Raw genomic sequence first — 23,511 nt, forward strand, 5'->3', positions numbered from 1 at the left:
CTGAATGAAGAAAACTCAATTGGCAAGCAGAGCTTGCGCGATACGTTGGCACGCTTGGCCATCGCCATAGGGGTTGTGCGCAAATGCCATAGCGTCGTAGGCATCTTTGTCGGTCAGAAGAATGTGCGCCCGCTCCACGATTCGATCTGCATCCGTGCCTACGAGTTTGACCGTCCCGGCAGTAACAGCTTCGGGTCGTTCGGTCGTGTCGCGCATCACCAGCACTGGTTTTCCAAGTGATGGGGCTTCTTCCTGGATACCGCCCGAGTCCGTGAGAATGAGGGTGGCTTGATCCATCAAGTAAACGAATGGCAAATAATCCAGCGGTTCGATCAAGTGAACGTTTTCGACCTTGCTCAAAAGGCGATTTACAGGCTCCCGCACTTGAGGATTGAGGTGAACTGGATAGACCACCTGAACATCTTGGTGATCTTGAGCGATGCGAGCGAGCGCTTGGCAGATTCGCTCGAACCCATCGCCAAAGTTCTCACGTCGATGGCCGGTGACAAGCACGAGGCGTTTGGTGGGGTCAACAAAACTGAACGTCTTTGCGAAGTCATTCTGCAAGGAGCTGTCGCCCCTGATCTTCTCGCGAACCTGCAGTAGCGCATCAATAACGGTATTCCCAGTTACATGCACATGCCTGCTGGATATGCCTTCGGCCAAAAGGTTATCCCGTGCGGTCGTGGTAGGCGCAAAGTGCCAGTGCGTCAACACACTGGTAAGTTTTCGGTTGGCTTCCTCAGGCCAAGGTGAATAGAGGTCGCCGGTGCGCAGGCCTGCTTCCACGTGGCCTATGCTGACGCGTTGGTAAAAAGCTGCGAGCGATGCAGCAAAGGTTGTGGAGGTATCGCCATGCACCAGCATCACGTCGGGCCGTGAGTCGCTCAGCACATCCTTTAACCCGCGCAAGACGCCGCTCGTGATGTCAGTCAGGTCTTGACCCGGCTTCATCAGGTTGAGGTCGAAGTCAGGGGTAATGTCGAACAACTTAAGCACCTGATCCAGCATCTGGCGATGTTGCGCGGTGACGCACACCTTGGCATCAAACGCGGGATGGGCTTGAAGGTACTTGACCAACGGCGCCATCTTGATGGCTTCGGGCCGTGTACCGAATACGAGCAAAATTTTCTTAGCATGCATGGCGGAGAGGCGCGAATGCGCCTTTTTCGTTGCAGATGAAAAAAGACGAGGCAGTGCCCGTCCTAGGAGAGTCAGCGATGCCTGACGTAAGCCTCGCTGGCGTTGTTCACAACCTGCGCTGACGGCAGGATCAGACTGACCACGCGGTTCCACTTGACCAACGGCACCGGGTCGACATACACAACGTCATGCGACTGCAACCGGAACTGGCTCGCCAGCGCCAATGTCGCCGGGTTCTTCGCGTTCAGATGGAAGATGGCCGGTGCGCCGGTCGCCCCTTGGCGAATCACGTAGATCTGGCCCGCATTAGAAGTGGTCGTCATCGGCCCGCCCGCCTCGCCCAAAGCCTCGCTCAGGCTCAAACGGCCGTTGCTGCGCATCGACAAGGCAACAGGCGCCATGATTTCGCCCATCACGAAGACCTTAGAGTCTTCCCGGTGCGCCACACGAACGGTATCGCCGTTCTTCAGGGGGATGTTGTTCCCGTCGTAGCCGGCCTCACGCAGTCGGGTCATGTCGATCGGGACTGAGCGGCCATCGCGAATGAGCGTGACGGCCGCGCGATTGGCATTGGCTGTCATGCCTCCGGCGCGGTTGATCGCCTCGTTCAGCGTCATGGGCACATCAGTAAAGATTTGCGATCCTGGGGTACGCACTTCACCTTCAACATAAGCACGACGGCTTCTGAAGGACTGAATACGCACCGTCACCTGAGGATCGCGAACGTGTGGCCGCAGCAATTTGCCGATCAGGTCAGACGCGTCACCTTCGCTCAACCCTGCTACACGCACACGGCCGATGTACGGAAAGGCAATCTCACCGTCAGCATCAACAATGAAACCTGGCGCCACCTGCACACCCGTCGGATCGGCCGACTGCGAAATCACGGCACCCGCGTTGGGCAGCAGTTCAGGGTGGTCATACACGATCACGCCCACGACGTCGCCCGACCCGATGGTGTAGCGAGCACCCTTGCCAAACAGCGCCTGAACATCAGGCGGTACCCCTTTGGGCGACACCTCTGCCAACGTGCGCACCAGCGCCAGCGAGATAGGCGTAATTTCGCCTTCAGGCGCTTCGTCGGGAAGGTAGCGGAACTGGGACGGCAACTCGCCGCCTGCTTCGTAAGGCTCCACCGAACCCATGCCGGGCACCACGGCACAGCCCTGGAGCAATACCGCGCCGGCAAGCGCTACCCACGCGAGGGCTTTCGCATCTCTTCTCAATTCAGGTCCCTTGAAAGTCAGTCAGTCGTATCAACAACAACGAAGCGGCGAAAGAACAATTCCCGGAGGCATGCGAGGCTCGCACATCCGTTCTGTTGTATCGCGCTTCTTTTTCAAACACTTGTGATCGCCACCACTACGCGACACCATTTATGTAAAAATTTGAACAGCTATAGTCGCGCTGAAACTGGTGAGTTCAGGCAACAAAGGTGCAGAATTCGTCGCTGGATCACGCAAGAACTCGGCGCATTCGGGGCGAACGCGCTCTGACAGACAGAAGTCTTGAAGGTCGATTTCGCGCGGCCGCTCCCCACTGCTCCCCTCTCATCGTACCAGTGCAGTGCACTGTCAATGGGGCCGCGCCTGCGTTCCAGAATGCTTCCGCGCCACCTGCCCAGCACCCTCCAGCCTGCTTTTCGAGAGCAAACCACTGCGTATCCGGCCGGTTCTACCCATCCCGCGAAATTGGAAACAAGACGTTCCAAAGCGCAGTCAGCAACAGTTGGCCACGGAAACTGGGTACCCTCCGCCCGCTCCAAGCAGGAGCCACCAGCGGCCATTCCTCAGTTGCAGTCGAGCATCAACCGGCGCGCCACCCGTCTTGGCGGCCCGCTTCCACAGGCATACTGACAACCCTTTCAACTGCAGGTCTTCAGCACCCTTACTGAATCATGAGCATCCTCAGCGAATTCAAGGAGTTTGCCGTCAAGGGCAACGTCGTCGACCTCGCCGTCGGCGTGATCATCGGGGCGGCGTTCGGCAAGATCGTCGACTCGCTCGTAGCCGACATCATCATGCCGCTCGTGGGCCTGGTGTTCGGGAAGCTCGACTTCTCGAACCTCTACGTGGTCCTGGGCACGGTGCCGCCGGGCGTGACGAACACGCTGGCGGAGCTGAAGAAGGCCGGCGTGCCCGTGCTGGCGTACGGCAACTTCATCACGATTGCCGTCAACTTCGTGATCCTCGCCTTCATCATCTTCATGATGGTCAAGCAGATCAACAAGCTGCGCAAGACCGAAGAGGCTGCCCCCGCAGCGCCGGCCGCCACGCCGGAAGACATCACGCTGCTGCGCGAGATCCGCGACAGCCTGAAGCGCCCCTGAGCTTTTCTTTCTGGCCGCGCGCTCAGGCGCCGGCCAGCGTTCGCACCATGCGCAGCGCCTCGACGAGGCTCGAGGCATCGGCCACGCCCTGGCCCGCGATGTCGAACGCGGTGCCGTGATCCGGGCTGGTGCGCACCAGCGGCAGCCCGAGCGTCACGTTCACGCCCTTCTCCACCCCGAGGTACTTGACCGGGATCAGGCCCTGGTCGTGATACATCGCGATCACCACGTCGAACTCGCCGCTGGACGGCACGCCGGCCTTGGCGCGCGCGCGCATGAAGACGGTGTCGGGCGCATGGGGCCCCTGGGCATCGATGCCCTCGGCGCGTGCGGCCTCGATGGCCGGCGCGATGATGGTGCGCTCTTCCGAACCGAACAGGCCGCCCTCGCCCGCGTGCGGGTTGAGCCCGGCCACGCCGATGCGCGGCGGCCGGCCGAGTGCGTGGGTCAAGGCGCGATGGGTGATGCGCAGCGTGTCCAGCACGCCGTCGAAGCGCACGGCCTCGATGGCGTCGCGCAGCGACATGTGGATGCTCACGAGCACGGTGCGCAGCTCGTCGTTGGCCAGCATCATGCGCACGGGCACGTCGGCCACGGTGCGGCCCAGGTGGGCGGCGGCCTCGGCCTGCAGCAGTTCGGTGTGGCCGGGGTACGGAAAGCCGGCCGCGGCCAGCGCTTCCTTGTGCAGCGGCGCGGTGACAAGGGCCGAGATCTCGCCGCGCAACGCGGCACGCGCGGCCCACACCACGCAGTCGCCAGCGGCGCGCCCGGCCTCGGCGCTGATGCGGCCCTGCACGATGCCCTTCGGCGGCGCGATCACCTGCAGCACCGGGATACACCCCGGCGGCACGGTGGCCGCCTCAGCGACGCTGGCGATCTCCACGACAGGCGACGCCAGTCGCCCCGGCGCCGCGAGCGCCTGCGACGCGCGGCGCAGCGTGCCGACGTCGCCGGCCACGAATGCCCCGCGCACGGCGTCGGGCGCGTCGCGGAAGGCCTTGGCAATGATCTCGGGGCCGATGCCCGCCGGGTCGCCGAGCGTGATCGCGATCGGCGCCTTCATGCGGGGTTGTCGATGTCGATGAATTCGTGCTTCAGTCCGAGCTGCGCCGCCACATGGGCCGCCACAGCCTGCGCGCCATAGCGCTCGGTCGCGTGGTGCCCGCAGGCCAGGAAGGCCACGCCCAGCTCGCGGGCGTAGTGCGCCTGCGGCTCGGAAATCTCGCCGGTGATGAAGGCGTCGGCGCCGGCCGCAATGGCGGCCTCGAAGTAGCCTTGGGCGCCGCCCGTGCACCACGCGATGTTCTTGATCGGGCGGTGGGCCGTGTCGACCAACGTGACGGGCCGCTTCAGCACCTTCTCGACATGGGTCGCCAGGGCCTTGGCGCTGGCGAAGTTCTCGCCGTTCTCGCGCGCGCCCAGAAAGCCCAGCTCCTGCTCGCCGAAACGGCCGGCCGATCCCGGATGCGCCACGAGCCCCAGCTGCAGGCCGAGTTGCGCGTTGTTGCCCAGCTCGGGGTGCGCGTCGAGCGGCAGGTGGTAGGCGAAGAGGTTGACGTCGTCGCCCAGCAGCAGGCCCAGGCGCTGCTTCATCCAGCCGGTGACGCAGCCATCCTGGCCGCGCCAGAACAAGCCGTGGTGGACGAAGATGGCATCGGCCTCGGCGTGGATCGCGGCCTCGATCAGCGCGCGGCTGGCGGTCACGCCCGAGACGATCTTGCGGACCACGGTGCGCCCTTCGACCTGCAGGCCGTTGGGTCCGTAATCCTTGAAGCGCCCGGGGGCCAGCAGCAGGTCGAATGCGTGAAGCAGTTCGTGGCGTGTGGTGCTCATCGCGACATTGTCGCGCTCCCCATTGGCCGGCGCGCTATCGCCGGGATCATTCCGTCGCACAACAGCGCTTCGCCTTAAATTCGCCGCGATCTATTGGAATTATTACATTTGGCGCAACGATACACGCTTTAGAGATAAAGCACTTCGCCTCATCGCTGAACCTCGAAGTGCAGCGACGGACTCCAATTTCGAATCCTCCCCCAGGAGATTCATCACGCAAAGTCTTATCAAAATTGATTTTTATCCAACATCTTTAAACGCTACCTCCTCTTGAACGGATCACTTAGTTCATTAGCCTCAACAAGTCTTTAGTCATTTCTTTACTATTCACGATACACTCTTGACGTCGTGATTCTTTACATATTTTTGGGTTTGACCAAGGTTTCCAGGAAGTCTCGTTTCCTACGAAACCGGGATAAAACTCCAGTCCGCTTAGCTGAGAGTTTTTTGCCATTTGAACTTGCAACTGCATCGCCTCTTTAAAGAGAGACAGCTCATCCGCTTTTGAGCATTTCCCCAGCGAGCCCTGGGTACAACCAATATAGTCAATTCGATCATAATGATATACGCCACCAAAAATTCTTGCGTTTGGAAACATGACCTTCAAGTCAAAAATATACTCACGGTAATTTTTTATATTCTCTCTATGATGCAAATAAAATGCAACCCTATCCACTTTGCTTCTGGCCGCCGCTGGAAAGCCAACTGAATCAGATTTTAAATTAGCGATTTCGTCTTCGTAAATCGTGATTCCGAATTGAAGATATTTATTGTGCAACTTTACCGCGTCAATAAGATTTTCAAGATACCTTTCCTTTTCTTTCGTTTTTAATTTTTTCATAAAACTCCATGAATCATCGAAACCCACTTCCTTGAGATGCGGAAAATTCAATGACAGTTTGGAATAGATTTTGGCTTTTTCCATATTTTGATCTAACTCAACTGGCGTCGCAAAATTTATGGCCACATACGGAATTTCCGGTGCGGCTTTAGCAACGCACTCTTCGGGGTCACCAGGGCAGGTATATCGGATTGCTGTAACAAACTTCTCCACCTGTGGGACCGGCCTTCCACCCCACACCATAATTTGCAACGAATCCCGTGCCCCCCCCGCAATGGCTAAAGGCATTGCAAAAACCAAAGCGATAAAATAAAAAAATCTACTTAAATTCATTTAACACCTCGACAAAGAGAAGCCAAAAATCATGCGCGCGGACTTTCACCAAAAACCACCAAGAAAATTTAATTTGCATCCAATCAATAAACATTGCATCGCACGCGGCAATACTCCAAACATGATCCTCACGAGCAACCGATAGACGGTGGATCATCAACCTAAATTTAAGGGATAAGCGAACGTTTGTCGTTTACCTACATCACGTTTAATGTAGTCAAGCAAATAAGCCATCACAATATACGGGCTTGGTACGGCGCGACTTGGCATCGAACCCCTTATACTCATTTGCTAGGATTTTCACACGCACAGGACATAAAGGAAGCGTCCAAATGTACTGTCGCGTTAAATTTTGAGTCAAGGTCTTGCGGCTTTTAGGATGCGCCGCACGTTTCCCACCCCTTCGACGCTAACTTTTCTTGACAGGGCATCCTTCATGCACGGTGTACCGAGATCAGAATTAGCCACTTTTTCCATCCACCAGAATTCTGCCAATGGTCCCGGCGAGAGACACGCATGCTCTTTAGCCAGTCTCGGTCGCATGTGAGGTGGCTAGATGGATAGCCGCCTCTATCTTTTAGATACCCCGCAAAAAAATAAAATTCCGTCGCGACCTCGTATCGGCTGACCACCAACTGGTCAGGCTGACGAAAGCTCAAATAGGCGAAGACAAGGCAGAACGGCTGCCGCGAGTTCGGCAGAATCTCCGAACAATGACATACCCGCAACAATGTCTGCGATCAAAAAATCCACGCCAGAATAGCTAGAAACGCTAAATACCTCAACCTCTTAATTGCACGGAAAGGCTAAGTAGCTTCAGGCGCCTGGCAGGCTAGTAAAGTCGAGGATCGGGCAGAGCATGGCGCGCCGACGAAAGAATCGCATGGCCACGTCCGCCGGGTGGGCAGCGCGGGAGGCCTGGATCCGGGTCGGATCGCCTGCCGATACCAAGGGTTAACCCGTATTCACGCCCCGCAGGCCGCGCAATCTCGACCCTGCCGCGCGGTCTATGGCGCCAGGCCGGTTGAGGGACAATTGCAACCGGCGCCGTCTTTCAGCGCTTTTCCAACGCTCTTTCTTCAAGCTTTCATGAAACGCACCTGGCTGCTCTTTGCCCAAGCCGTGACCGTCCTGCTGGCGGCCTACTTCGTCGTCGCGACGCTCAAGCCCGAGTGGATCCACAAGCGCTCGACCTCGCTGGGCGGCGTGGTGTCCATCGTGGAAGCGCCCAGCGGCGCGCCGGCCGTGCCCGCCGCGGGCAGCCTGAGCGCGGCGGCCAAGAAGGCATCGCCGGCAGTCGTGAGCATCAACACCAGCAAGGCCGCGCAGCGCCACCCGCGCAGCAACGACCCCTGGTTCCGCTTCTTCTTCGGCGACCAGGCCGACCAGCCGCAGGTGGGCCTGGGCAGCGGCGTCATCGTCAGCACCGACGGCTACATCCTCACCAACAACCACGTGGTCGAGGGCGCCGACGAAATCGAGGTCACCCTGAACGACAGCCGCCACGCGCGCGGCAAGGTGATCGGCACCGACCCCGACACCGACCTGGCCGTGCTCAAGATCGAGCTCGACAAGCTGCCGGTGATCGTGCTGGGCAACTCCGACGAGCTGCTGGTGGGCGACCAGGTGCTGGCCATCGGCAACCCCTTCGGCGTCGGCCAGACCGTGACCAGCGGCATCGTCTCGGCGCTGGGGCGCAACCAGCTGGGCATCAACCAGTTCGAGAACTTCATCCAGACCGACGCGGCCATCAACCCCGGCAACTCGGGCGGCGCGCTGATCGACGTCAACGGCAACCTGCAGGGCATCAACACCGCCATCTACTCGCGCTCGGGCGGCAGCATGGGCATCGGCTTCGCCATTCCGGTGTCGATGGCCAAGATCGTGCTCGAGGGCATCGTGAAGGAAGGCCAGGTGCGCCGCGGCTGGATCGGCGTCGAGCCGAGCGACCTGTCGCCCGAACTGGCCGAGACCTTCGGCGTGAAGGCTGACGCCGGCGTGATCATCACCGGCGTGCTGCAGAACGGCCCCGCCGCCAAGGCCGGCATCCGCCCGGGCGACGTGATCACCTCGGTGGGTGAGAAGAAGACCGACAGTGTGCAGGCCCTGCTGACCGCCGTGGCCGGCCTCAAGCCGGGCGACACGGCACGCTTCGCGCTGCAGCGCGGCACCGACAAGATGGAACTGGACGTGACGCCGGGGCTGCGGCCGAAGAGCCCGATCAGGCAGCAGTTGCCCAACAACGAATAGGCAAGAAACGACAGCGGCTCCGGCCGCAGATCGGACAGCAACAAAAAAGCGGCCCTCGGGCCGCTTTTGTTTGGGGGCAGGGGCCGATCGATCCGGGGATCAGGAACTGCCGGAAGACCCCGAACCCGCGCCCTCTTCTTCACCCTCGGGCGCCTTGCCCGTTCCTGCGAAGTAGCGCGCCCCGATGATCCCCACCTCGTACAGCAGGCACATCGGCACCGCCAGCGCGAGCTGCGAGACCACGTCGGGCGGCGTGAGCACCGCGGCCACCACGAAGGCGATCACGATGAAGTAGCCGCGGAACGAGCGCAGCTTCTCGATGGTGACCATCTCGAAGCGCACCAGCAGCATCACCACGATCGGCACCTGGAAAGCGACGCCGAAGGCGATGTACAGCGACAGGATGGCCTCCACGTACGACGAGATGTCGGGCGTGGCCGCCACCGCCGCGGGCGTGAACTTCTGGATGAAGCCGAACATCTTGTCCAGCACGAACAGCTGCACGAAGGCGATGCCGCCGTAGGCCAGCACGCTGCCGAAGAAGATCAGCGGCAAGGCGAAGCGCTTCTCGTGGCTGTACAGGCCCGGCGCGACGAACATCCAGGCCTGGTACATGAGCCAGGGCAGCGCCAGCAGCACGGCCGCCATCATCAGCACCTTGAGCGGCACGAAGAACGGCGAGAACACGCCGATGGCGATCAGCTTGGCGTCCGGCGGCATGTGCGCGCGGATCGGCATGGCGATGATGTCCATGAGCCCGCTCGGGCCAGGCCAGATCGCCAGCAGGATGCCGGCGACCACGAGGCCGTAGACGCAGTACAGCAGCCGGTCCCGAAGCTCGACCAGATGCTGCACGAACGGCTGCTCGGTGCCCGCCAGCTCGTCTTCTTCTTTGTTCTTGTTGTCGGAATCGGCCATGGGAGAGGAGAAAGCGTGGGAGAAGACACAGGCGCACGGGGCGCCCGGGAACGCCGCGGGGCGTGCGCGTGCGTCAGTTGATCTTGTGGGGGCGGAAACGGGCGACCCGCGCCGCGCCCGACAGCGCCTTGGTACGCACGCCGTTGCGCGCCTTGTACCAGTTCGGCGTGGCGCCCTGCTTCAGGCGCCAGTTCTTGCGGGGGTGCCTGTATTCGGGCACCGCCTGCTCGGGCTCGGCCAGTGCCGACAGGGTGTCGCCGGACGCGCCGGAAAACTGCTTCTCGAACTCGCTGGCGCCGGTGTGGATGCTGTGCTCCACGTCGCGCGCCGCGTCCTCGACCGTGGTCTTCATCTTGCGGAGCTCGTCGAGCTCCATGGAACGGTTGACTTCGGCCTTGACGTCGTTCACGTAGCGCTGTGCCTTGCCGAGCAGGGCGCCCACCGTGCGTGCAACGCGCGGCAGCTTCTCCGGCCCGATCACGATCAGCGCCACGACGCCGATGAGCGCCAGCTTCTCAATGCCGAGGTCGATCACGGATGTGTGCCTGCGGTGCTCAGGACTTCTGGCGCGCTTCGACGTCGATCGTCGACTTGTCGCTGTTGGCCGGCTGGCCGGTCACTTGCTGCGTGGGGGCCGACGTGGTGGAGGCATCGGGGGAGGCCGAGCCGTCCTTCATGCCGTCCTTGAAGCCCTTGACGGCGCCACCGAGATCCGAACCCATGTTCCGCAGCTTCTTGGTGCCGAAGATCATGACCACGACGAGCAGCACGATCAGCCAGTGCCAGATGGAAAAAGAACCCATGGAGAACTCCTAAGAATGTGTCCGATTTTAGTCGGGGGGAATGTGACAGTTTGGCTTAACCCTGCTCAGCCGCGAAGCCAGGGGCGGGGGCCGCCCATGACGTGCACATGGAGATGGTGAACCTCCTGCCCGCCCTCGGCGCCGGTGTTCACGACGACCCGGTAGCCGCCGTCCGGATAAGGCCTGCAGCCCTGCTCCAGCGCCAGCTGGGGGGCCAGCGTCATGATCTTGCCCATGAGCGCCGAATCCTCGGGCGTGAGCTGTGCCATCGAGGCGATGTGCTTCTTGGGCACCAGCATGAAATGCACGGGCGCCCAGGGGGCGATGTCGTGGAAACCGAACAGGTCGTCGTCTTCGTAGACCTTGCGCGAGGGGATCTTGCCTTCGATGATTTTGCAGAAGACGCAGTTCGGATCAGATGACATCTTTGGGTTCCATGGGACGGCCGTCGTTCATCCGGATCATGCCTTTCACGATCCGGTAGAGGAACCACAGCGAAATCAGGCTCCAGGCGATCCAGCCCGGCACGAACAGCAGCAGCCAGAGCCACGAGGTGACGATGTACAGCAGGCCGGCCCACAGCACCGAACGGATGCGCCAGCTGAAGTGCGAGGCCTGCCAGGTGCCGGCCGCGTCGTCGCGCTTCACGAAATCGATCAGCAGGGCGATGAGCAGCAGCAGCACGGAGGCCTGCGCGCCCGGCACGACTGCGCCGATGGCCACGATCAGATGCAGCACGTAGCTGACCCAGCCCCAGGTCTTGAGGGAGTCGTCGGGTTCCACGTTCACGATGTCATTGGCCATGGTCGATGCCCTTTCAATCGATCATTCAGTCGTTGGAAGCTTCGCGGGCCTGCACCTTGCGCAGGGCTTTTTCCTCGATGCCGCTGGTGCCTTCGCGGCGCTCGAGCTCCGCGACGACGTCGGCTGGCGAGAAACCGTAGTGGGCCAGCGCCACCATGGTGTGGAACCACAAGTCGGCCACTTCGTTCACTATTTTCGAGCGGTCGCCGCCATGATCAGCGTCTTTGGCCGCCATCACGACCTCGGTGGCTTCCTCGCCGATCTTCTTGAGGAAGGCGTCCGGGCCCTTGTGCAGCAGCCGTGCGACGTAGCTCTTTTCCGGATCCCCCCCATGAGCAGGCATGCGAGTCTCAATGACTGCGGCCAAGCGTGCAAGAGCGTCAGAGGTGTTATTGGCTATGTTCATCATCAAAGTGCGCGTTGAATTCAGGCAATCTTGCTCTGAAAAGGAAGCGTTGGCTCCAAGCCATCCGGCGCTCCGAAACCTGCCTGTTCACGTCTCGTGTAGACGGCCCGATTAAAGAAGTATCCATGCCCATCACTTCTTTGAATGATGCGGCAATTTTTATGGCTGATTCCCTGCGTCAAGCCGGTGATTCCGTTTCTGTAGCTCTGGATATTGAAGCTACCACTGGCACGGACGGCCAGTCGGCCAGTGTGGACGCCCGCATTGACACCCGTGGGTACCTCGGCGCGCACCATGTCCCCAGTTCCAAACCCATGGACGCGCTTGCTGCGCATGAGATACCCCCGCGGAAATCCGAACTTGTTCAAGCGGGTTCGCTGATAGCTACCTCGTCCCATGGCCTTTATCGTGAGCGTCGGCCGGCTCCATGACTTGACGAAATCGACCTGACCCACACAGGCAGCATCGAGCGCATGGCTTTTCGGCACACTCAATGTGCAGCGGTTGAACTTGGTTCGCCCGCCCGAAGCAAGCTCAACAGGAAGGCCGGTAGTGGCCAACGCATCAGTCAATGCCCAACGCGTCGCATTAACAGCGGCAGCGTCCCGGAGCGGTTTTTTGGCTTGCACCATGACTCGAGCCAAACGCTGCTTATCTTTCGATAGGAATTCTTCGACGCTGCGCGCACCCTTCTTCTGATTGCACCGTGGGCACGCCAGGGTCAAGTTCGAGGCACGATCACTGCCACCTAGAGCTTTCGGGTGGATGTGTTCAATCTGAAGTCGGACATCCTTGGCGTCGCAGTAGGCGCACTGGCGCCCCCATTTTTCGAGTAAGTACTCACGCAACTCGTAACCAAACAAGGTTCCTTGCTGGTATTCCAGTCCCGAGATTTCCGGGCACTGCAACGCCTGCATGTCAAATCGCATCAATTCGCAGCTGATGGCCCGCACCGGAGCCCAACTTTGGATGCGACGAACCCAGGCCATGCAGGTGTCGACCCGATGCTTTAGCGACGGAGGCAACCATCCGGCCTGATGAGTTCCCCGATTGAGGAACCTTGGTGCGCGGTAGCGCAAATTTCCTCTTCGACGTTGCCGCATCTGACGACGAGCAGTCAAGGCCTCGGAAATCAGACGTCCGCGGTGCATTAGCTCCATCAGATTCAATACCACCGCCCCACGCTGAACCTCATTCGTACGGCAGTCGTTGAACTCCGCATCTCGCACCAACGTCAGCCCCGTCCCTTTGCTGCCAGGGTCCAACTTGAGGCGCACTGGCTGGAATTCACAGGAGTCTGCCAGGCGGTCTACGAGTCGAATCACCATAGGCACAAGACGATGCACGCGCGCCCGACCGCGAGCCAGCAACAGCCGTGCGCGCTTCTCGGTGCACGGCATCAATGCCTTGCCCTGGTTGTCCAACACAAAAACCGCCACGAAAACCCCGTCCTAAAGCTGTTGTCTTCGAACTGCATGTCAGGCTGTCTTTCCAGCTGTCAACCCTTACGGGCCTAGTGACGGGCCTCTTTCGAGGCCGCTCCCCTCGGGAATGTCAGCGACCGGCTCCAGCCCTTGGGGGCTGCGGTCAAGACCTTCGGACCTTTACCTTTGTCCAGCATGATCAAGCCCTTACAGAGCAGCGAACTGAGGAAGCATTCGCTGGTGCGTCTGAACGACCTATCGCTAACGTAGCGGACACAGAGTGCCGCTTTCCCTGGTCAGCCCGGCTTGGATCCTGTCAGACCCAAGCTCCGCCCATCAGGGCGGGGCAGCTGACTTGTAGATCGACTCCGGGTCCTTCAAGACGGGTTCGACCACCGTCCACTGACCTTTTTCGTACCTACTGAAGAAGCAGCTGTGGCGGCCGGTGTGGCAGGCAATGCCGGGCTCGTGGCCGAGCTGGGTCACCTTGAGCAGCACCACGTCGTTGTCGCAGTCGAGGCGGATCTCGTGCACGGTCTGCACGTGGCCGGACTCCTCGCCCTTGAACCACAGCTTGCTGCGCGAGCGGCTGAAATACACCGCGCGGCCCAGCTCGGCGGTCTTCTCGAGCGCCTCGCGGTTCATCCACGCGAACATGAGCACGTCGTTCGTGCCTTGTTCCTGGGCGATCACGGGCACCAACCCGTTCGCGTCCCACTTCACTTCATCGAGCCAATTCATGGGGATATTGTCGAGGATAGGAAAAGACCCTTCCGGTCCCGCTCAGGCGTCGATGCGCACGGGGATCCCGCGCTCGGCCATGCGCGCCTTGGCCTCGCCCACGGTGTGCTCGCCGTAGTGGAAGATGCTCGCGGCCAGCACCGCGTCGGCGCCGCCCTTCTGGATGCCGTCGGCCAGGTCGTCGAGGTTGCCGACGCCGCCCGAGGCGATCACGGGCACGTTGACCGCGTCGCTCACGGCGCGCGTCAGGGCCAGGTCGAAGCCGCTCTTGGTGCCGTCGCGGTCCATGCTCGTGAGCAGGATCTCGCCCGCGCCGCGGCGCGCCATCTCGGTCGCCCACTGCACCACGTCCAGGCCGGTGTTCTTGCGCCCGCCGTGGCTGTACACGTCCCAGCCCGCGCCGCGCGTGGCGGCGTCTTCGGGGCTGCGGCGCTTGGCGTCGATGGCGACCACGATGCATTGCGAGCCGTACTTCTGGGCCGCGTCGCTGATCACCTGCGGGTCGGCGATGGCGGCCGAGTTGAAGCTGGTCTTGTCGGCGCCCGCATTGAGCAGCCGGCGCACGTCGGCCACGGTGCGCACGCCGCCGCCCACGGTCAGCGGAATGAAGACCTGCGAGGCCACCGCCTCGATGATCGGCAGGATCAGGTCGCGGCCGTCGCTGGTGGCCGTGATGTCCAAAAAGGTGAGTTCATCGGCGCCCTGCGCGTTGTAGCGCGCGGCGATCTCGACCGGGTCGCCGGCATCGCGCAGCTCGAGGAAGTTGACGCCCTTGACGACGCGGCCGCCGGTGACGTCGAGGCAGGGAATGATGCGTTTGGCAAGCATGGGGTGGTGAACCAGGAAGAAATCAGAGAACGCAAAGCTGTTGCCAGCCCTGCCATTGGGCGCCGGGCGCCAGCACGACGGGTTCGTCGATGCGGGCCGCCTCGACGCAGAGCATGTGGCGGAAGCCCTCTGCGGGCATGTCCGCGAGTGTCGCACCGAGCACGGCACCGGGGTTCCAGACCACGGTTTCGGTGCAGGTTTCGCTCTGGGTGATTTCGAGCGTGCCGCCGGGCTGCACCAGCCGCAGCGGCTGCGCCGGGGCGGTGTAGACGCTGTCGAACTCGGCGTCGAACTGCAGCGCGGCAGCGGTCTCGGTCTGGCGCACGTCGCGCACCGCGTCCCAGCGGGCGGCGCCCTGCAGGCCTTCGAGGCGCACCGCGGCGATGTCGTCCACGCGCAGGTAGGTGTGCAGCGCGGCCGAAAACGGCCAGGGTGCGTCGCCGGTGTTGGTCAGGGTGAGCGCGGTGCGCAGCCGGCCGGCGGCGAGCGTGGCGTCCATCCGGGCCTCGAAGGCATGCGGCCAGAGCCGGCGGGTGGTGTCGTTGTCGCGCAGCACCAGCCGCAGCGTGTCGGGCGCGCCCGATTCCTCGCGAATCCAAGGCAGATTGCGCATGAAGCCATGCTTGGGGAGCATGCCGCGCTGGTTGAACTGGGGGCAGCACAGGGGAATGCCGCCGCGGATGGCGGTTTGGCCGTCAAAAACGGCCTTCGGACTCAGATACAGTCGCTCCCCACCGCGGGCCGGGGCCCAGGAAAGCACCTGGGCGCCATGCAGCGCCACCGTCAGCGTGCTGCCATCGGCCGCCACGGCGTGCAACGCCGGCTGGCCTCGAAACTCGATCGAGCGGATATCCATGTGAGGAATTGTAGGCAGCCGCCGCATCCTGACAGCGGGCCATTGCGTGCATCCGCCTTTCTTGGATACCCTGTGCCGGGTCGGTCCCGTGCACTCGAAAAGAACCACTCTCACACGACAAAGGGGATACGCATGAAGAAAAAGCTGCCCATGGCCGCCTGGATCCTGATCGCCATGGTGCTCGGCATCATCGTCGGTTACATGATCTTCACCAGCTTTCCCGACAAGAAGGCCGCCAAGGAGATCGCGGACTACGTCTCCATCGTCTCCGACGTCTTCCTGCGCCTGATCAAGATGCTGATCGGCCCGCTGGTGTTCTCCACGCTGGTGGTGGGCATCGCGCACATGGGCGACGCCAAGTCGGTCGGCCGCGTGTTCGGCAAGGCCATCGGCTGGTTCCTCACGGCCTCGCTGATCTCGCTGGTGATCGGCCTGGTCATTGCCAACCTGCTCAAGCCCGGCGAGAACCTGGGCCTGCCGCTGCCCGACATCGGCGCCTCGGCCAACCTGGCGACCAACAAGTTCACCTTCAAGGACTTCGTGAGCCACACGGTGCCCAAGTCGTTCGTGGAGGCGATGGCCAACAACGAGATCCTGCAGATCGTGGTGTTCTCGATGTTCTTCGGCGTGGCCCTGGCCTCGCTCGGCGACAAGGCCAAGACGCTGGTGGCCGCCATCGAGGAGCTGTCGCACGCCATGCTCAAGATCACGGGCTACGTCATGAAGCTCGCGCCCCTGGCCGTGCTGGCGGCCATGGCCGCCACCGTGGCCGTGAACGGGCTGGGCATTCTCGTCAAGTTCGCCGTGTTCATGCGCGACTTCTACCTGGGCCTGTTCGTGCTGTGGGGCGTGCTCATCATGGCCGGCCTGCTGTTCCTCGGGCCGCGCGTGTTCAAGCTGCTGGTGCTCATCAAGGAGGCGTTCCTGCTGTCGTTCGCCACGGCGAGTTCCGAAGCCGCCTACCCCAAGATCCTGCAGGCGCTCGACCGTTTCGGCGTGAAGCGCAAGATCTCCAGCTTCGTGATGCCGATGGGCTACTCGTTCAACCTCGACGGCTCGATGATGTACTGCACCTTCGCCGTGCTGTTCATCGCGCAGGCCTACGACATCCACATGCCGATCAGCACGCAGATCACCATGCTGCTGATCCTGATGCTCACCTCCAAGGGCATGGCCGGCGTGCCGCGCGCCTCGCTGGTGGTGATCGCCGCCACGCTGAACCACTTCGACATTCCCGAGGCCGGCCTGCTGCTGATCCTGGGCGTGGACACCTTCCTGGACATGGGCCGCTCGGCCACCAACGCGGTGGGCAATTCCATCGCCACGGCCGTGGTCGCCAAGTGGGAGGGCGAGCTGCTGTCCGAGAGCGATGCCGAGGCCAACGCCAAGGTGCTCGACGAGGAAGCCGCCGCCACCCTCGCCCACCCGGCGCACGCGTGAGGCGCCACGCCATGACGCGCATCGCCACGCTGCCCTCCGCCGTCGCCGCATGGCTGCTGGCGGGCGTGGTCCTCGCCTTGCCGGCCGGCCCGGCACAGGCGCAGGAGCTCCTCACCGGCACGCTGGCCAAGGTGCGCGAGAGCGGCACCATCGCCATCGGCCACCGCGAGGCCTCGGTGCCTTTTTCGTACCTCAATGCGCGCAAGGAACCGATCGGCTATTCCATCGAGCTGTGCCGCGCACTCGTCACGGCCATCGAGGACACGGTCAACAAGAGTCTCACGATCAAGTGGGTGCCCGTCACCTCCGACTCGCGCATCGACGCGGTCGTCAGCGGCCAGGTCGACCTCGAGTGCGGCTCCACCACCAGCAACCTCGAGCGCCAGAAGCGCGTGGCCTTCTCGCCGACGATGTTCGTCTCGGGCACCAAGGTGCTGGTGAAGAAGGGCGCGCCGATCCAGTCGTTCCGCGACCTGGCCGACAAGAAGGTGGCGGTGACGGCCGGCACCACCAACGAGAAGACGCTGCGCGACCTGTCGCAGAAGTTCAAGCTCAACATCGAGCTGAAGGTGGCGCGCGACCATGCCGAGTCGTTCGCGCTCGTGAAGGACGGCCAGGCCGACGCCTTCGCCACCGACGACGTGCTGCTCTACGGCCTGATCGCCCGCGACGCCGCCAAGGCGCAGTACGAGGTGGTGGGCGACTTTCTCTCCTACGACCCGTACGCGGTCATGTACCGCAAGGGCGACCCGCAACTCAACAAGGTGGTGGTCGACACCTTCCAGGTGCTGCGGAAGACGGCGAGATCCACCGGCAGTACAAGCGCTGGTTCATGCGCAAGCTGCCTTCGGGGGAGAGCCTCAACCTGCCGATGAGCGCGCAGCTGGAAACGATCATCCAGACGATGGCGGTGAAGGCCGAGTAGGCCCGTCTGCCCTTCGTCCCTAGCGCGTCGGCCACTCCCAGCGCGGGATTTCGCTCATGTCGAGGTTCGCGATGCGGGTCTCGCCGAAGCGCTTTTCGAGCACCACCGGCTGCAGGCCGTCGCTGTCGTCCAGGGCGGCGATCAGGCGCGCCGCATGCGACACCACGATCACCTGCGACGACCGCGCGGCCTGCGCGATGAGGCGGCCGAGCGCGGGCAGCAGGTCGGGGTGCAGGCTGGTCTCGGGCTCGTTGAGCACCAGCAGCGCGGGCGGACGGGGCGTCAGCAGCGCCGCGATCCACAGCAGGTAGCGCAGGGTGCCGTCCGACAGCTCGGCGGCCGTCAGGGGCCGCAGCAGGCCGTGCTGGTGCATCAGCGTCTCGAAGCGGTCGCCGTTCGCCTGCACCTCGATGCGGGCGCCCGGGAAGGCGTCGTCCACGGCGCTGTCGAGCGCCTCGCCGTCGCCGATCTCGCGGACGGTCTGCAGGGCGGCGGCCAGGTCGGCACCGTCGTTGGCGAGCACGGGCGTGTAGGTGCCCAGCTGCGGCTGGCGCGCAGGGGCGTCGGCGTCCGAGCGGAAGTGGTCGTAGAAGCGCCAGGAGCGCATCTGCTCGCGCAGCGTGAGCATCTCGGGCGCGTCGCGCGGGTCGGCGTGCTCGGTCATCATGCTGGCGAAGGCCGGGATCGGCCGGCCGACGGCCTGCCAGCCCTTGCCGTCGCGCAGGCGCAGCGCGGCGCCCTTGCGGTCGACCAGGTGCGTGGAAGGGCGCAGCAGCGGGCCGCTCCAGATCGCCTCGTGCTTGATCTGCGGGTCGTGCGAGAAGGCCGAGGACGGGACAGGCGGCGGCAGACCGATGTCGATGGCGTAGCCGAAATCGTCGACCTCGGCACCGGCGAAGCCCAGCTTCAGCGCCACCGGCTCGCTGCGCGTGGTGCCCTGCACCGGCTGTTCGCCGCGCAGCATCGCCGCCGAAAAGCGCTCGGGCCCGGCCCACAGCGTGGAAGACAGCCCGCCCTCGCGCACCAGCGAGCGGATCACGCCGCCGTTGGCGATGTCGGCCAGCAGACGCATCGCGCGGTACACGCTCGACTTGCCGCTGCCGTTGGCGCCGGTGACCACCGTGAGGCGGCCCAGCGGCACCGTCAGCTGGCGCAGCGAGCGGTAGTTGGCGATGGCGAGCGCGGAGAGCACGCGCCGCTACGGGAAAGGCGTCAGGCGCCGGCCAGCTCGTCCGCGCGCGCCTGGGCAGCGGCGAAGTCGAGGTCGCCCGAGTAGATGGCGCGGCCGCAGATCACGCCCTCGACGCCTTCGGACTCGACCGCGCAGAGCTGGTCGATGTCGGCCATGTTCGACAGGCCGCCCGAGGCGATCACCGGAATGGTCAGCGCCTGCGCGAGCTTGACGGTGGCGTCGATGTTGATGCCCGAGAGCATGCCGTCGCGGCCGATGTCGGTGTAGATGATCGACTCGACGCCGTAGTCCTCGAACTTCTTGCCCAGGTCGGCCACCTCGTGGCCCGTGAGCTTGCTCCAGCCGTCGGTGGCGACCTTGCCGTCCTTGGCGTCCAGGCCCACGATGATGTGGCCGCCGAAGGCGCTGCAGGCGTCCTTCAGGAAGCCGGGGTTCTTGACCGCGGCGGTGCCGATGATCACGTAGCGCAGGCCGTCGTCGATATAGCGCTCGATGGTGTCGAGGTCGCGGATGCCGCCGCCGAGCTGCACCGGGATGTCGTCACCGACTTCCTTCAGGATCGCCTTGATCGCCGCGTGGTTCTGCGGCTTGCCGGCGAAGGCGCCATTCAGATCGACCAGGTGCAGCCGACGGGCGCCGGCCTCGACCCATTTGCGGGCCATGGCGGCGGGGTCTTCGCTGAAGATGGTGGACTGGTCCATGTCGCCCTGCTTGAGGCGAACGCAGTGGCCGTCTTTGAGATCAATGGCGGGAATGAGGAGCATGGAAGTGACGCGAGTGTGCGAAAGCCGGGCTGCGGACGGTGCGGCCCGGGCGGGAATATAAGGTCAGGGATTCCAGTGGAGGAAGTTGCGATACAGCTGCAGCCCATGGTCCGCACTCTTCTCCGGGTGGAACTGGGTTGCAAAAATGTTATCGCGTGCGATGGCCGCGGTAAAGCATGCCCCGTAATCGGCCTCGCCCACGCTGTGCCGGGCATCCGCCGGACACGCGTAGAAGCTGTGCACGAAATAGAAGTAGCTCTGGTCGGGAATGCCTGCCCACACCGCGTGCGGCTGGGCCTGGCGCACCTGGTTCCAGCCCATCTGCGGCACCTTGAAACGGCTGCCGTCGGGCTGCAGGCGACCGGCCAGGTCGAACTTGACGACCTCGCCGGGAATGAGCCCAAGGCCGTCGGTCGGGCCTTCGTCGCTGCGCGACAGCAGCATCTGCATGCCCACGCACACACCGAAGAGCGGCTTGCTGGCCGCGGCTTCGAGCACCGATTCGAGCAGGCCCGAGTCGCGCAGCTCGCGCATGCAGTCGGGCATGGCGCCCTGCCCCGGCAGCACCACGCGGGTGGCCTGGCGCACCACGTCCGGGTCGGAGGTGACGAACACCTCCACGCCCACCTGGTCGGCCGCATGGCGCACGGCCTGCGACACGGAGTGCAGGTTGCCCATGCCGTAGTCGACGACCGCGACGGAGTTTTTTGCTACAGATTTCATAGCTGTTCGCCGGGGAGTTTCAGAGCGAACCTTTGGTCGAGGGAATGACGCCGACGGAGCGCGGATCGAGTTCCAGCGCGCCGCGCATGGCGCGCGCGAAGGCCTTGAACACCGTTTCGCACTGGTGGTGCGCGTTCACGCCCTTCAGGTTGTCGATGTGCAGCGTGACGAAAGCGTGGTTCACGAAGCCCTGGAAGAACTCGTAGGTGAGCTGGCTGTCGAAGGTGCCGATCATGCCGCTGGTGAAGGGCACGTGCATCACGAGGCCCGGGCGGCCCGAGAAGTCGATGACGACGCGGCTCAGTGCCTCGTCCAGCGGCACGTAGGCATGGCCGTAGCGGCGGATGCCCTTCTTGTCGCCGATGGCCTTGGCCACGGCCTGGCCGAGCGTGATGCCCACGTCTTCCACCGTGTGGTGGCCGTCGATGTGCAGGTCGCCCTCGCAGTCGATGTCCAGGTCGATCAGCCCGTGGCGGGCGATCTGGTCGAGCATGTGATCGAAAAAGCCGATGCCCGTGGAGAGCTTGGCCTTGCCGGTGCCGTCGAGGTTGACGCTGACCGTGATCTTCGTCTCGGCGGTGTGGCGGGTGACCGTCGCGATGCGATCGGTGCTGCCCGGGGTCGTGGGGGTGGTCATAGTGAGGCTTCGAGCGCCGCCAGCATCTGCGCGTTCTCGTCGGCCGTTCCGACGGTGAGGCGCAGGCAGTTGGCGAGCAGTTCATGCATTTTAGAAACGTTCTTCACCAGCACCCCGCGGGCCTTCATGCCCTCGAAGGTACGGGTGGCATCGGGCACGCGCAGCAGGATCATGTTGGCATCGCTGGGCCAGGTCTTCACGCCCGGCAGCCGGGCCAGCGCGGCCATGAGCTGGTCGCGCCCTTCGCGGATCTGGCGCGCCTGGGCCTCGAACACGGCCGCGTGCTCCAGCGCGAACAGCGCTGCCTCGCAGTTGAGCACGCTGATGTTGTAGGGCGGGCGCACCTTGTCGATCTCGGCGACCAGCGCGGCCGGGCCCATGAGGTAGCCCAGGCGGATGCCGGCCAGGCCGAACTTGCTCAGGGTGCGCATCAGCAGCACGTGGCGGTGCTTGGCGAGCCGGTCGATGTAGCTGCGGGCGGCAAAGGGCTGGTAGGCCTCGTCGATCACCACCAGGCCGCCCTGCGCGCCCTGGGCCTGCACGATCTTCTCGATGACGGCGTCGTCCCAGAGGTTGGCGGTCGGGTTGTTCGGGTAGGCGAGGTAGACGATGGCCGGCTTCTCGCGCGCGATGGCGGCCAGCATGGCGGCCTCGTCGAGTTCGAAATCGGCCGTGAGCGGCACGCCGACGAAGCGCAGGCCTTGCAGCTGGGCGCTCATCGCGTACATGACGAAGCCGGGCACGGGCGCCAGCACGGCGGCGCCGGGCTGGTCGCAGGCGATGCCGAGCAGCGAGATCAGTTCGTCCGAGCCGTTGCCCAGCATCAGCCCGAAGCCTTCGGGCAGGCCCGCATGGGCGGCCAGCGCGCGCTGCAGGTCGGCGCCGCGGTCGCCGGGGTAGCGGTTGAGCGCCAGCGCGCCCAGGCGCGCGCCCAGTTCGGCCTGCAGCGCGGGCGGCAGGCCGTAGGGGTTCTCCATCGCGTCGAGCTTGAGGAAGCCGCGCGCGTCCTGCACCGCGTAGGCGTGCATGGCGCGCACGTCGGCGCGGATGCGCTCGAGCGGCAGGCGGTTGTCGGAGGCGGAAGAATCGGAAACGGTCATCGGGTGCAGCGGTAGCTGTTGCGGAGGGCGCCGGCCATGACCAGTTGCACGGGCATGTCGGCTTCGTAGCTGTCGGCGTTGCGGCTCAGCTCGGTCTGGTAGAGCGAGCGGGCCATCGAGGGTTCGAGGCGGCGGCCCTCGATGCAGAACGGCGGCACCTGGCCGTTGCGCTGCGACGACTCGACGCCCTCGCGCAGGCCTTCGAGCACGCCGACGAGGTAGTAGCTGGCGTAGGCCTTGCCGTCCTTCTCGTTGGCTTCGAGCGTGCGCAGTTCGCGGATGCTCATGGCCTGCGCGCCGGCGCCGATCGCACCGGCCGTCAGGGCGAGCAGCAGCGCCGGCAGGCGCGGCAACAGCAGGACGGCGGCGCGTTGCATGGCCTCGCCGGCTTACTTGCGGTAGCGCGGCGGCGGCGCGTACGCGCCGTCGGCCGGGAAAGCGCTGGGCTGCGACGGCGAGGCGTCGCGGCGGGTGCGGCGCGGGGCGTTCGGCTCTTCGAGCTCGAACAGCGCGGCGCCGATCACGCCGATGTTGCGCACGTCGCCGGCCTCGGTGTTCGCGGCGTAGGCACGGCCCGGCGTGGCGAAACGGAAGGCGGCCACTTCGCTCTGGCTCTTGCGGAAGCCCTCGATGTTGAGCGTCTGCTGCGGGCGCAGCACGTAGCCGCCATTGCGCAGGCTGCCGGGCTTGCCGTTGAGCACGTCCAGGCCGTCGACGGTGGCGATCACCTCGTAGCTGCGGTCGCTGAGGTTGCGAAAGCGCAGCGTGTAGCGCGCGCCTTCGACGCCGGCGAGGCGGAACATGTCATTGCCGCTGCGGCGCGCGCGCTGCAACGGCAGCGGGCGGTCGTTCTCGTCGAGCACCGACCATTCGATGTCGCCCTGGGCCAGCTGCAGGTTCAGCCGGCGCTCGGGGTTGCTGCCCGCGTCGCGGCGCACGCTGGCCGCGTCGTTGTAGCCGATCGAGGCCACGTCGTCGGGCTGGTCGGACAGGCGCTTGGCAGCCACCGTGCGGGTCTTCGACTCGATGCCTTCGCCCCATTGCGTGCCGAGCTGGGCCGGCGCCGGTGCGGGCTTTGCAGCACTGGACGTGGCCGCCATCGCCGTCGTCTCGGCGCGGTTCTGCGGCATCTGGGTGCAGGCGGCCAGCAAGGCGGCACCGGCAACGAGGCCGGTGGCGAAGCGGAAAAATCGCGAACGATAGAGGCGTTGAATCATCTGG

Annotated in this window: 25 protein-coding genes and 1 pseudogene; 4 read left to right on the forward strand and 22 right to left on the reverse strand. The window is 63.8% G+C overall.

Annotated features, from left to right (window positions below):
- Positions 1-15: 15 nt before the first annotated feature.
- A complete protein-coding gene (gene wecB, locus ACAM52_RS22690; protein WP_369644619.1) occupies positions 16-1,143 on the reverse strand; it encodes a non-hydrolyzing UDP-N-acetylglucosamine 2-epimerase in 1,128 nt (375 codons plus the stop codon).
- Between the two features lie 71 nt (positions 1,144-1,214).
- Positions 1,215-2,288 carry a polysaccharide biosynthesis/export family protein gene (locus ACAM52_RS22695; RefSeq protein ID WP_369647762.1) on the reverse strand — a complete coding sequence of 358 codons (1,074 nt, stop codon included), beginning with the start codon at positions 2,286-2,288 and terminating at the stop codon, positions 1,215-1,217.
- 752 nt (positions 2,289-3,040) lie between these two features.
- On the opposite strand from ACAM52_RS22695, the gene mscL reads away from it, so the two are divergent.
- Positions 3,041-3,472: a large conductance mechanosensitive channel protein MscL gene (mscL, locus tag ACAM52_RS22700; RefSeq protein WP_369644620.1), complete on the forward strand. Its 432-nt coding sequence runs from the start codon at positions 3,041-3,043 to the stop codon at positions 3,470-3,472.
- A gap of 22 nt (positions 3,473-3,494) precedes the next feature.
- Here mscL and pdxA read toward each other — a convergent pair whose 3' ends face one another.
- The 3 genes from pdxA to ACAM52_RS22715 all read right to left on the reverse strand — a co-directional run bounded on the left by pdxA (position 3,495) and on the right by ACAM52_RS22715 (position 6,479).
- The gene (gene pdxA / locus ACAM52_RS22705) at positions 3,495-4,535 is read right to left on the reverse strand and encodes a 4-hydroxythreonine-4-phosphate dehydrogenase PdxA (RefSeq protein WP_369644621.1); all 1,041 of its coding nucleotides are present in this window, start codon (positions 4,533-4,535) and stop codon (positions 3,495-3,497) included.
- Complete coding sequence (locus tag ACAM52_RS22710; RefSeq protein WP_062473645.1) at positions 4,532-5,305, reverse strand: Nif3-like dinuclear metal center hexameric protein; 774 nt, start codon at positions 5,303-5,305, stop codon at positions 4,532-4,534. Before ACAM52_RS22710 ends, pdxA begins: the two co-directional genes overlap by 4 nt.
- Before the next feature lie 283 nt (positions 5,306-5,588).
- Entirely contained in the window at positions 5,589-6,479 is an 891-nt protein-coding gene (locus ACAM52_RS22715) for a hypothetical protein (protein ID WP_369644622.1), read from the reverse strand.
- 1,089 nt (positions 6,480-7,568) lie between these two features.
- Between ACAM52_RS22715 and ACAM52_RS22720 the strand changes: the two genes are divergently transcribed.
- On the forward strand, positions 7,569-8,729 hold the full coding sequence (locus tag ACAM52_RS22720) for a S1C family serine protease (protein ID WP_062473641.1): 1,161 nt from the start codon (positions 7,569-7,571) through the stop codon (positions 8,727-8,729).
- 99 nt (positions 8,730-8,828) lie between these two features.
- Here ACAM52_RS22720 and tatC read toward each other — a convergent pair whose 3' ends face one another.
- The 10 genes from tatC to ACAM52_RS22770 form a co-directional block, all read right to left on the reverse strand.
- Positions 8,829-9,647, reverse strand: a complete 819-nt coding sequence (gene tatC, locus ACAM52_RS22725) for a twin-arginine translocase subunit TatC (RefSeq protein ID WP_070059920.1) — start codon at positions 9,645-9,647, stop codon at positions 8,829-8,831.
- 73 nt (positions 9,648-9,720) lie between these two features.
- Positions 9,721-10,182, reverse strand: coding sequence for a Sec-independent protein translocase protein TatB (gene tatB / locus ACAM52_RS22730; RefSeq protein ID WP_062471652.1), 462 nt, complete (start codon positions 10,180-10,182; stop codon positions 9,721-9,723).
- A 19-nt stretch (positions 10,183-10,201) separates the two neighbouring features.
- Positions 10,202-10,450 carry a Sec-independent protein translocase subunit TatA gene (gene tatA, locus ACAM52_RS22735; protein ID WP_062471655.1) on the reverse strand — a complete coding sequence of 83 codons (249 nt, stop codon included), beginning with the start codon at positions 10,448-10,450 and terminating at the stop codon, positions 10,202-10,204.
- A 65-nt stretch (positions 10,451-10,515) separates the two neighbouring features.
- Positions 10,516-10,875: a histidine triad nucleotide-binding protein gene (locus tag ACAM52_RS22740; RefSeq protein WP_062471658.1), complete on the reverse strand. Its 360-nt coding sequence runs from the start codon at positions 10,873-10,875 to the stop codon at positions 10,516-10,518.
- Positions 10,865-11,254, reverse strand: coding sequence for a hypothetical protein (locus tag ACAM52_RS22745; RefSeq protein ID WP_056572726.1), 390 nt, complete (start codon positions 11,252-11,254; stop codon positions 10,865-10,867). Before ACAM52_RS22745 ends, ACAM52_RS22740 begins: the two co-directional genes overlap by 11 nt.
- 25 nt (positions 11,255-11,279) lie before the next feature.
- Entirely contained in the window at positions 11,280-11,660 is a 381-nt protein-coding gene (locus ACAM52_RS22750; protein ID WP_369647763.1) for a phosphoribosyl-ATP diphosphatase, read from the reverse strand.
- A 20-nt stretch (positions 11,661-11,680) separates the two neighbouring features.
- Entirely contained in the window at positions 11,681-13,099 is a 1,419-nt protein-coding gene (gene iscB / locus ACAM52_RS22755; protein ID WP_369644623.1) for an RNA-guided endonuclease IscB, read from the reverse strand.
- 321 nt (positions 13,100-13,420) lie between these two features.
- Positions 13,421-13,825 carry a phosphoribosyl-AMP cyclohydrolase gene (hisI, locus tag ACAM52_RS22760; RefSeq protein ID WP_369644624.1) on the reverse strand — a complete coding sequence of 135 codons (405 nt, stop codon included), beginning with the start codon at positions 13,823-13,825 and terminating at the stop codon, positions 13,421-13,423.
- Positions 13,826-13,867: 42 nt separating this feature from the next.
- A complete protein-coding gene (gene hisF, locus ACAM52_RS22765; protein WP_056572731.1) occupies positions 13,868-14,653 on the reverse strand; it encodes an imidazole glycerol phosphate synthase subunit HisF in 786 nt (261 codons plus the stop codon).
- Positions 14,654-14,675: 22 nt separating this feature from the next.
- Positions 14,676-15,509 (reverse strand): D-hexose-6-phosphate mutarotase, encoded by an 834-nt coding sequence (locus ACAM52_RS22770; protein ID WP_369644625.1) that lies wholly within the window; start codon positions 15,507-15,509, stop codon positions 14,676-14,678.
- Between the two features lie 132 nt (positions 15,510-15,641).
- Here ACAM52_RS22770 and ACAM52_RS22775 point away from each other — a divergent pair, with 132 nt between their 5' ends.
- A complete protein-coding gene (locus tag ACAM52_RS22775; protein WP_369644626.1) occupies positions 15,642-16,949 on the forward strand; it encodes a dicarboxylate/amino acid:cation symporter in 1,308 nt (435 codons plus the stop codon).
- A gap of 11 nt (positions 16,950-16,960) precedes the next feature.
- Positions 16,961-17,874 (forward strand): annotated as a pseudogene (locus ACAM52_RS22780) (amino acid ABC transporter substrate-binding protein).
- 19 nt (positions 17,875-17,893) lie between these two features.
- Here ACAM52_RS22780 and ACAM52_RS22785 read toward each other — a convergent pair.
- The 7 genes from ACAM52_RS22785 to ACAM52_RS22815 form a co-directional block, all read right to left on the reverse strand.
- Complete coding sequence (locus ACAM52_RS22785) at positions 17,894-19,066, reverse strand: AAA family ATPase (RefSeq protein WP_369644627.1); 1,173 nt, start codon at positions 19,064-19,066, stop codon at positions 17,894-17,896.
- Positions 19,067-19,086: 20 nt separating this feature from the next.
- Positions 19,087-19,830 (reverse strand): 1-(5-phosphoribosyl)-5-[(5-phosphoribosylamino)methylideneamino]imidazole-4-carboxamide isomerase, encoded by a 744-nt coding sequence (gene hisA, locus ACAM52_RS22790; RefSeq protein ID WP_062471681.1) that lies wholly within the window; start codon positions 19,828-19,830, stop codon positions 19,087-19,089.
- Positions 19,831-19,893: 63 nt separating this feature from the next.
- The gene (gene hisH, locus ACAM52_RS22795; protein ID WP_062471685.1) at positions 19,894-20,553 is read right to left on the reverse strand and encodes an imidazole glycerol phosphate synthase subunit HisH; all 660 of its coding nucleotides are present in this window, start codon (positions 20,551-20,553) and stop codon (positions 19,894-19,896) included.
- Positions 20,554-20,572: 19 nt separating this feature from the next.
- Complete coding sequence (gene hisB, locus ACAM52_RS22800) at positions 20,573-21,190, reverse strand: imidazoleglycerol-phosphate dehydratase HisB (RefSeq protein ID WP_062471688.1); 618 nt, start codon at positions 21,188-21,190, stop codon at positions 20,573-20,575.
- Positions 21,187-22,290 (reverse strand): histidinol-phosphate transaminase, encoded by a 1,104-nt coding sequence (gene hisC / locus ACAM52_RS22805; protein WP_369644628.1) that lies wholly within the window; start codon positions 22,288-22,290, stop codon positions 21,187-21,189. The genes hisB and hisC overlap by 4 nt, the downstream gene beginning before the upstream one ends.
- Positions 22,287-22,667, reverse strand: coding sequence for a hypothetical protein (locus ACAM52_RS22810; RefSeq protein WP_369644629.1), 381 nt, complete (start codon positions 22,665-22,667; stop codon positions 22,287-22,289). The genes hisC and ACAM52_RS22810 overlap by 4 nt, the downstream gene beginning before the upstream one ends.
- A 12-nt stretch (positions 22,668-22,679) precedes the next feature.
- Positions 22,680-23,507 (reverse strand): hypothetical protein, encoded by an 828-nt coding sequence (locus ACAM52_RS22815; protein WP_095949881.1) that lies wholly within the window; start codon positions 23,505-23,507, stop codon positions 22,680-22,682.
- Positions 23,508-23,511: the final 4 nt, after the last annotated feature.

It is taken from the genome of Variovorax sp. V118, from assembly GCF_041154445.1.
Classification (GTDB): Bacteria; Pseudomonadota; Gammaproteobacteria; order Burkholderiales; family Burkholderiaceae_C; genus Variovorax; species Variovorax boronicumulans.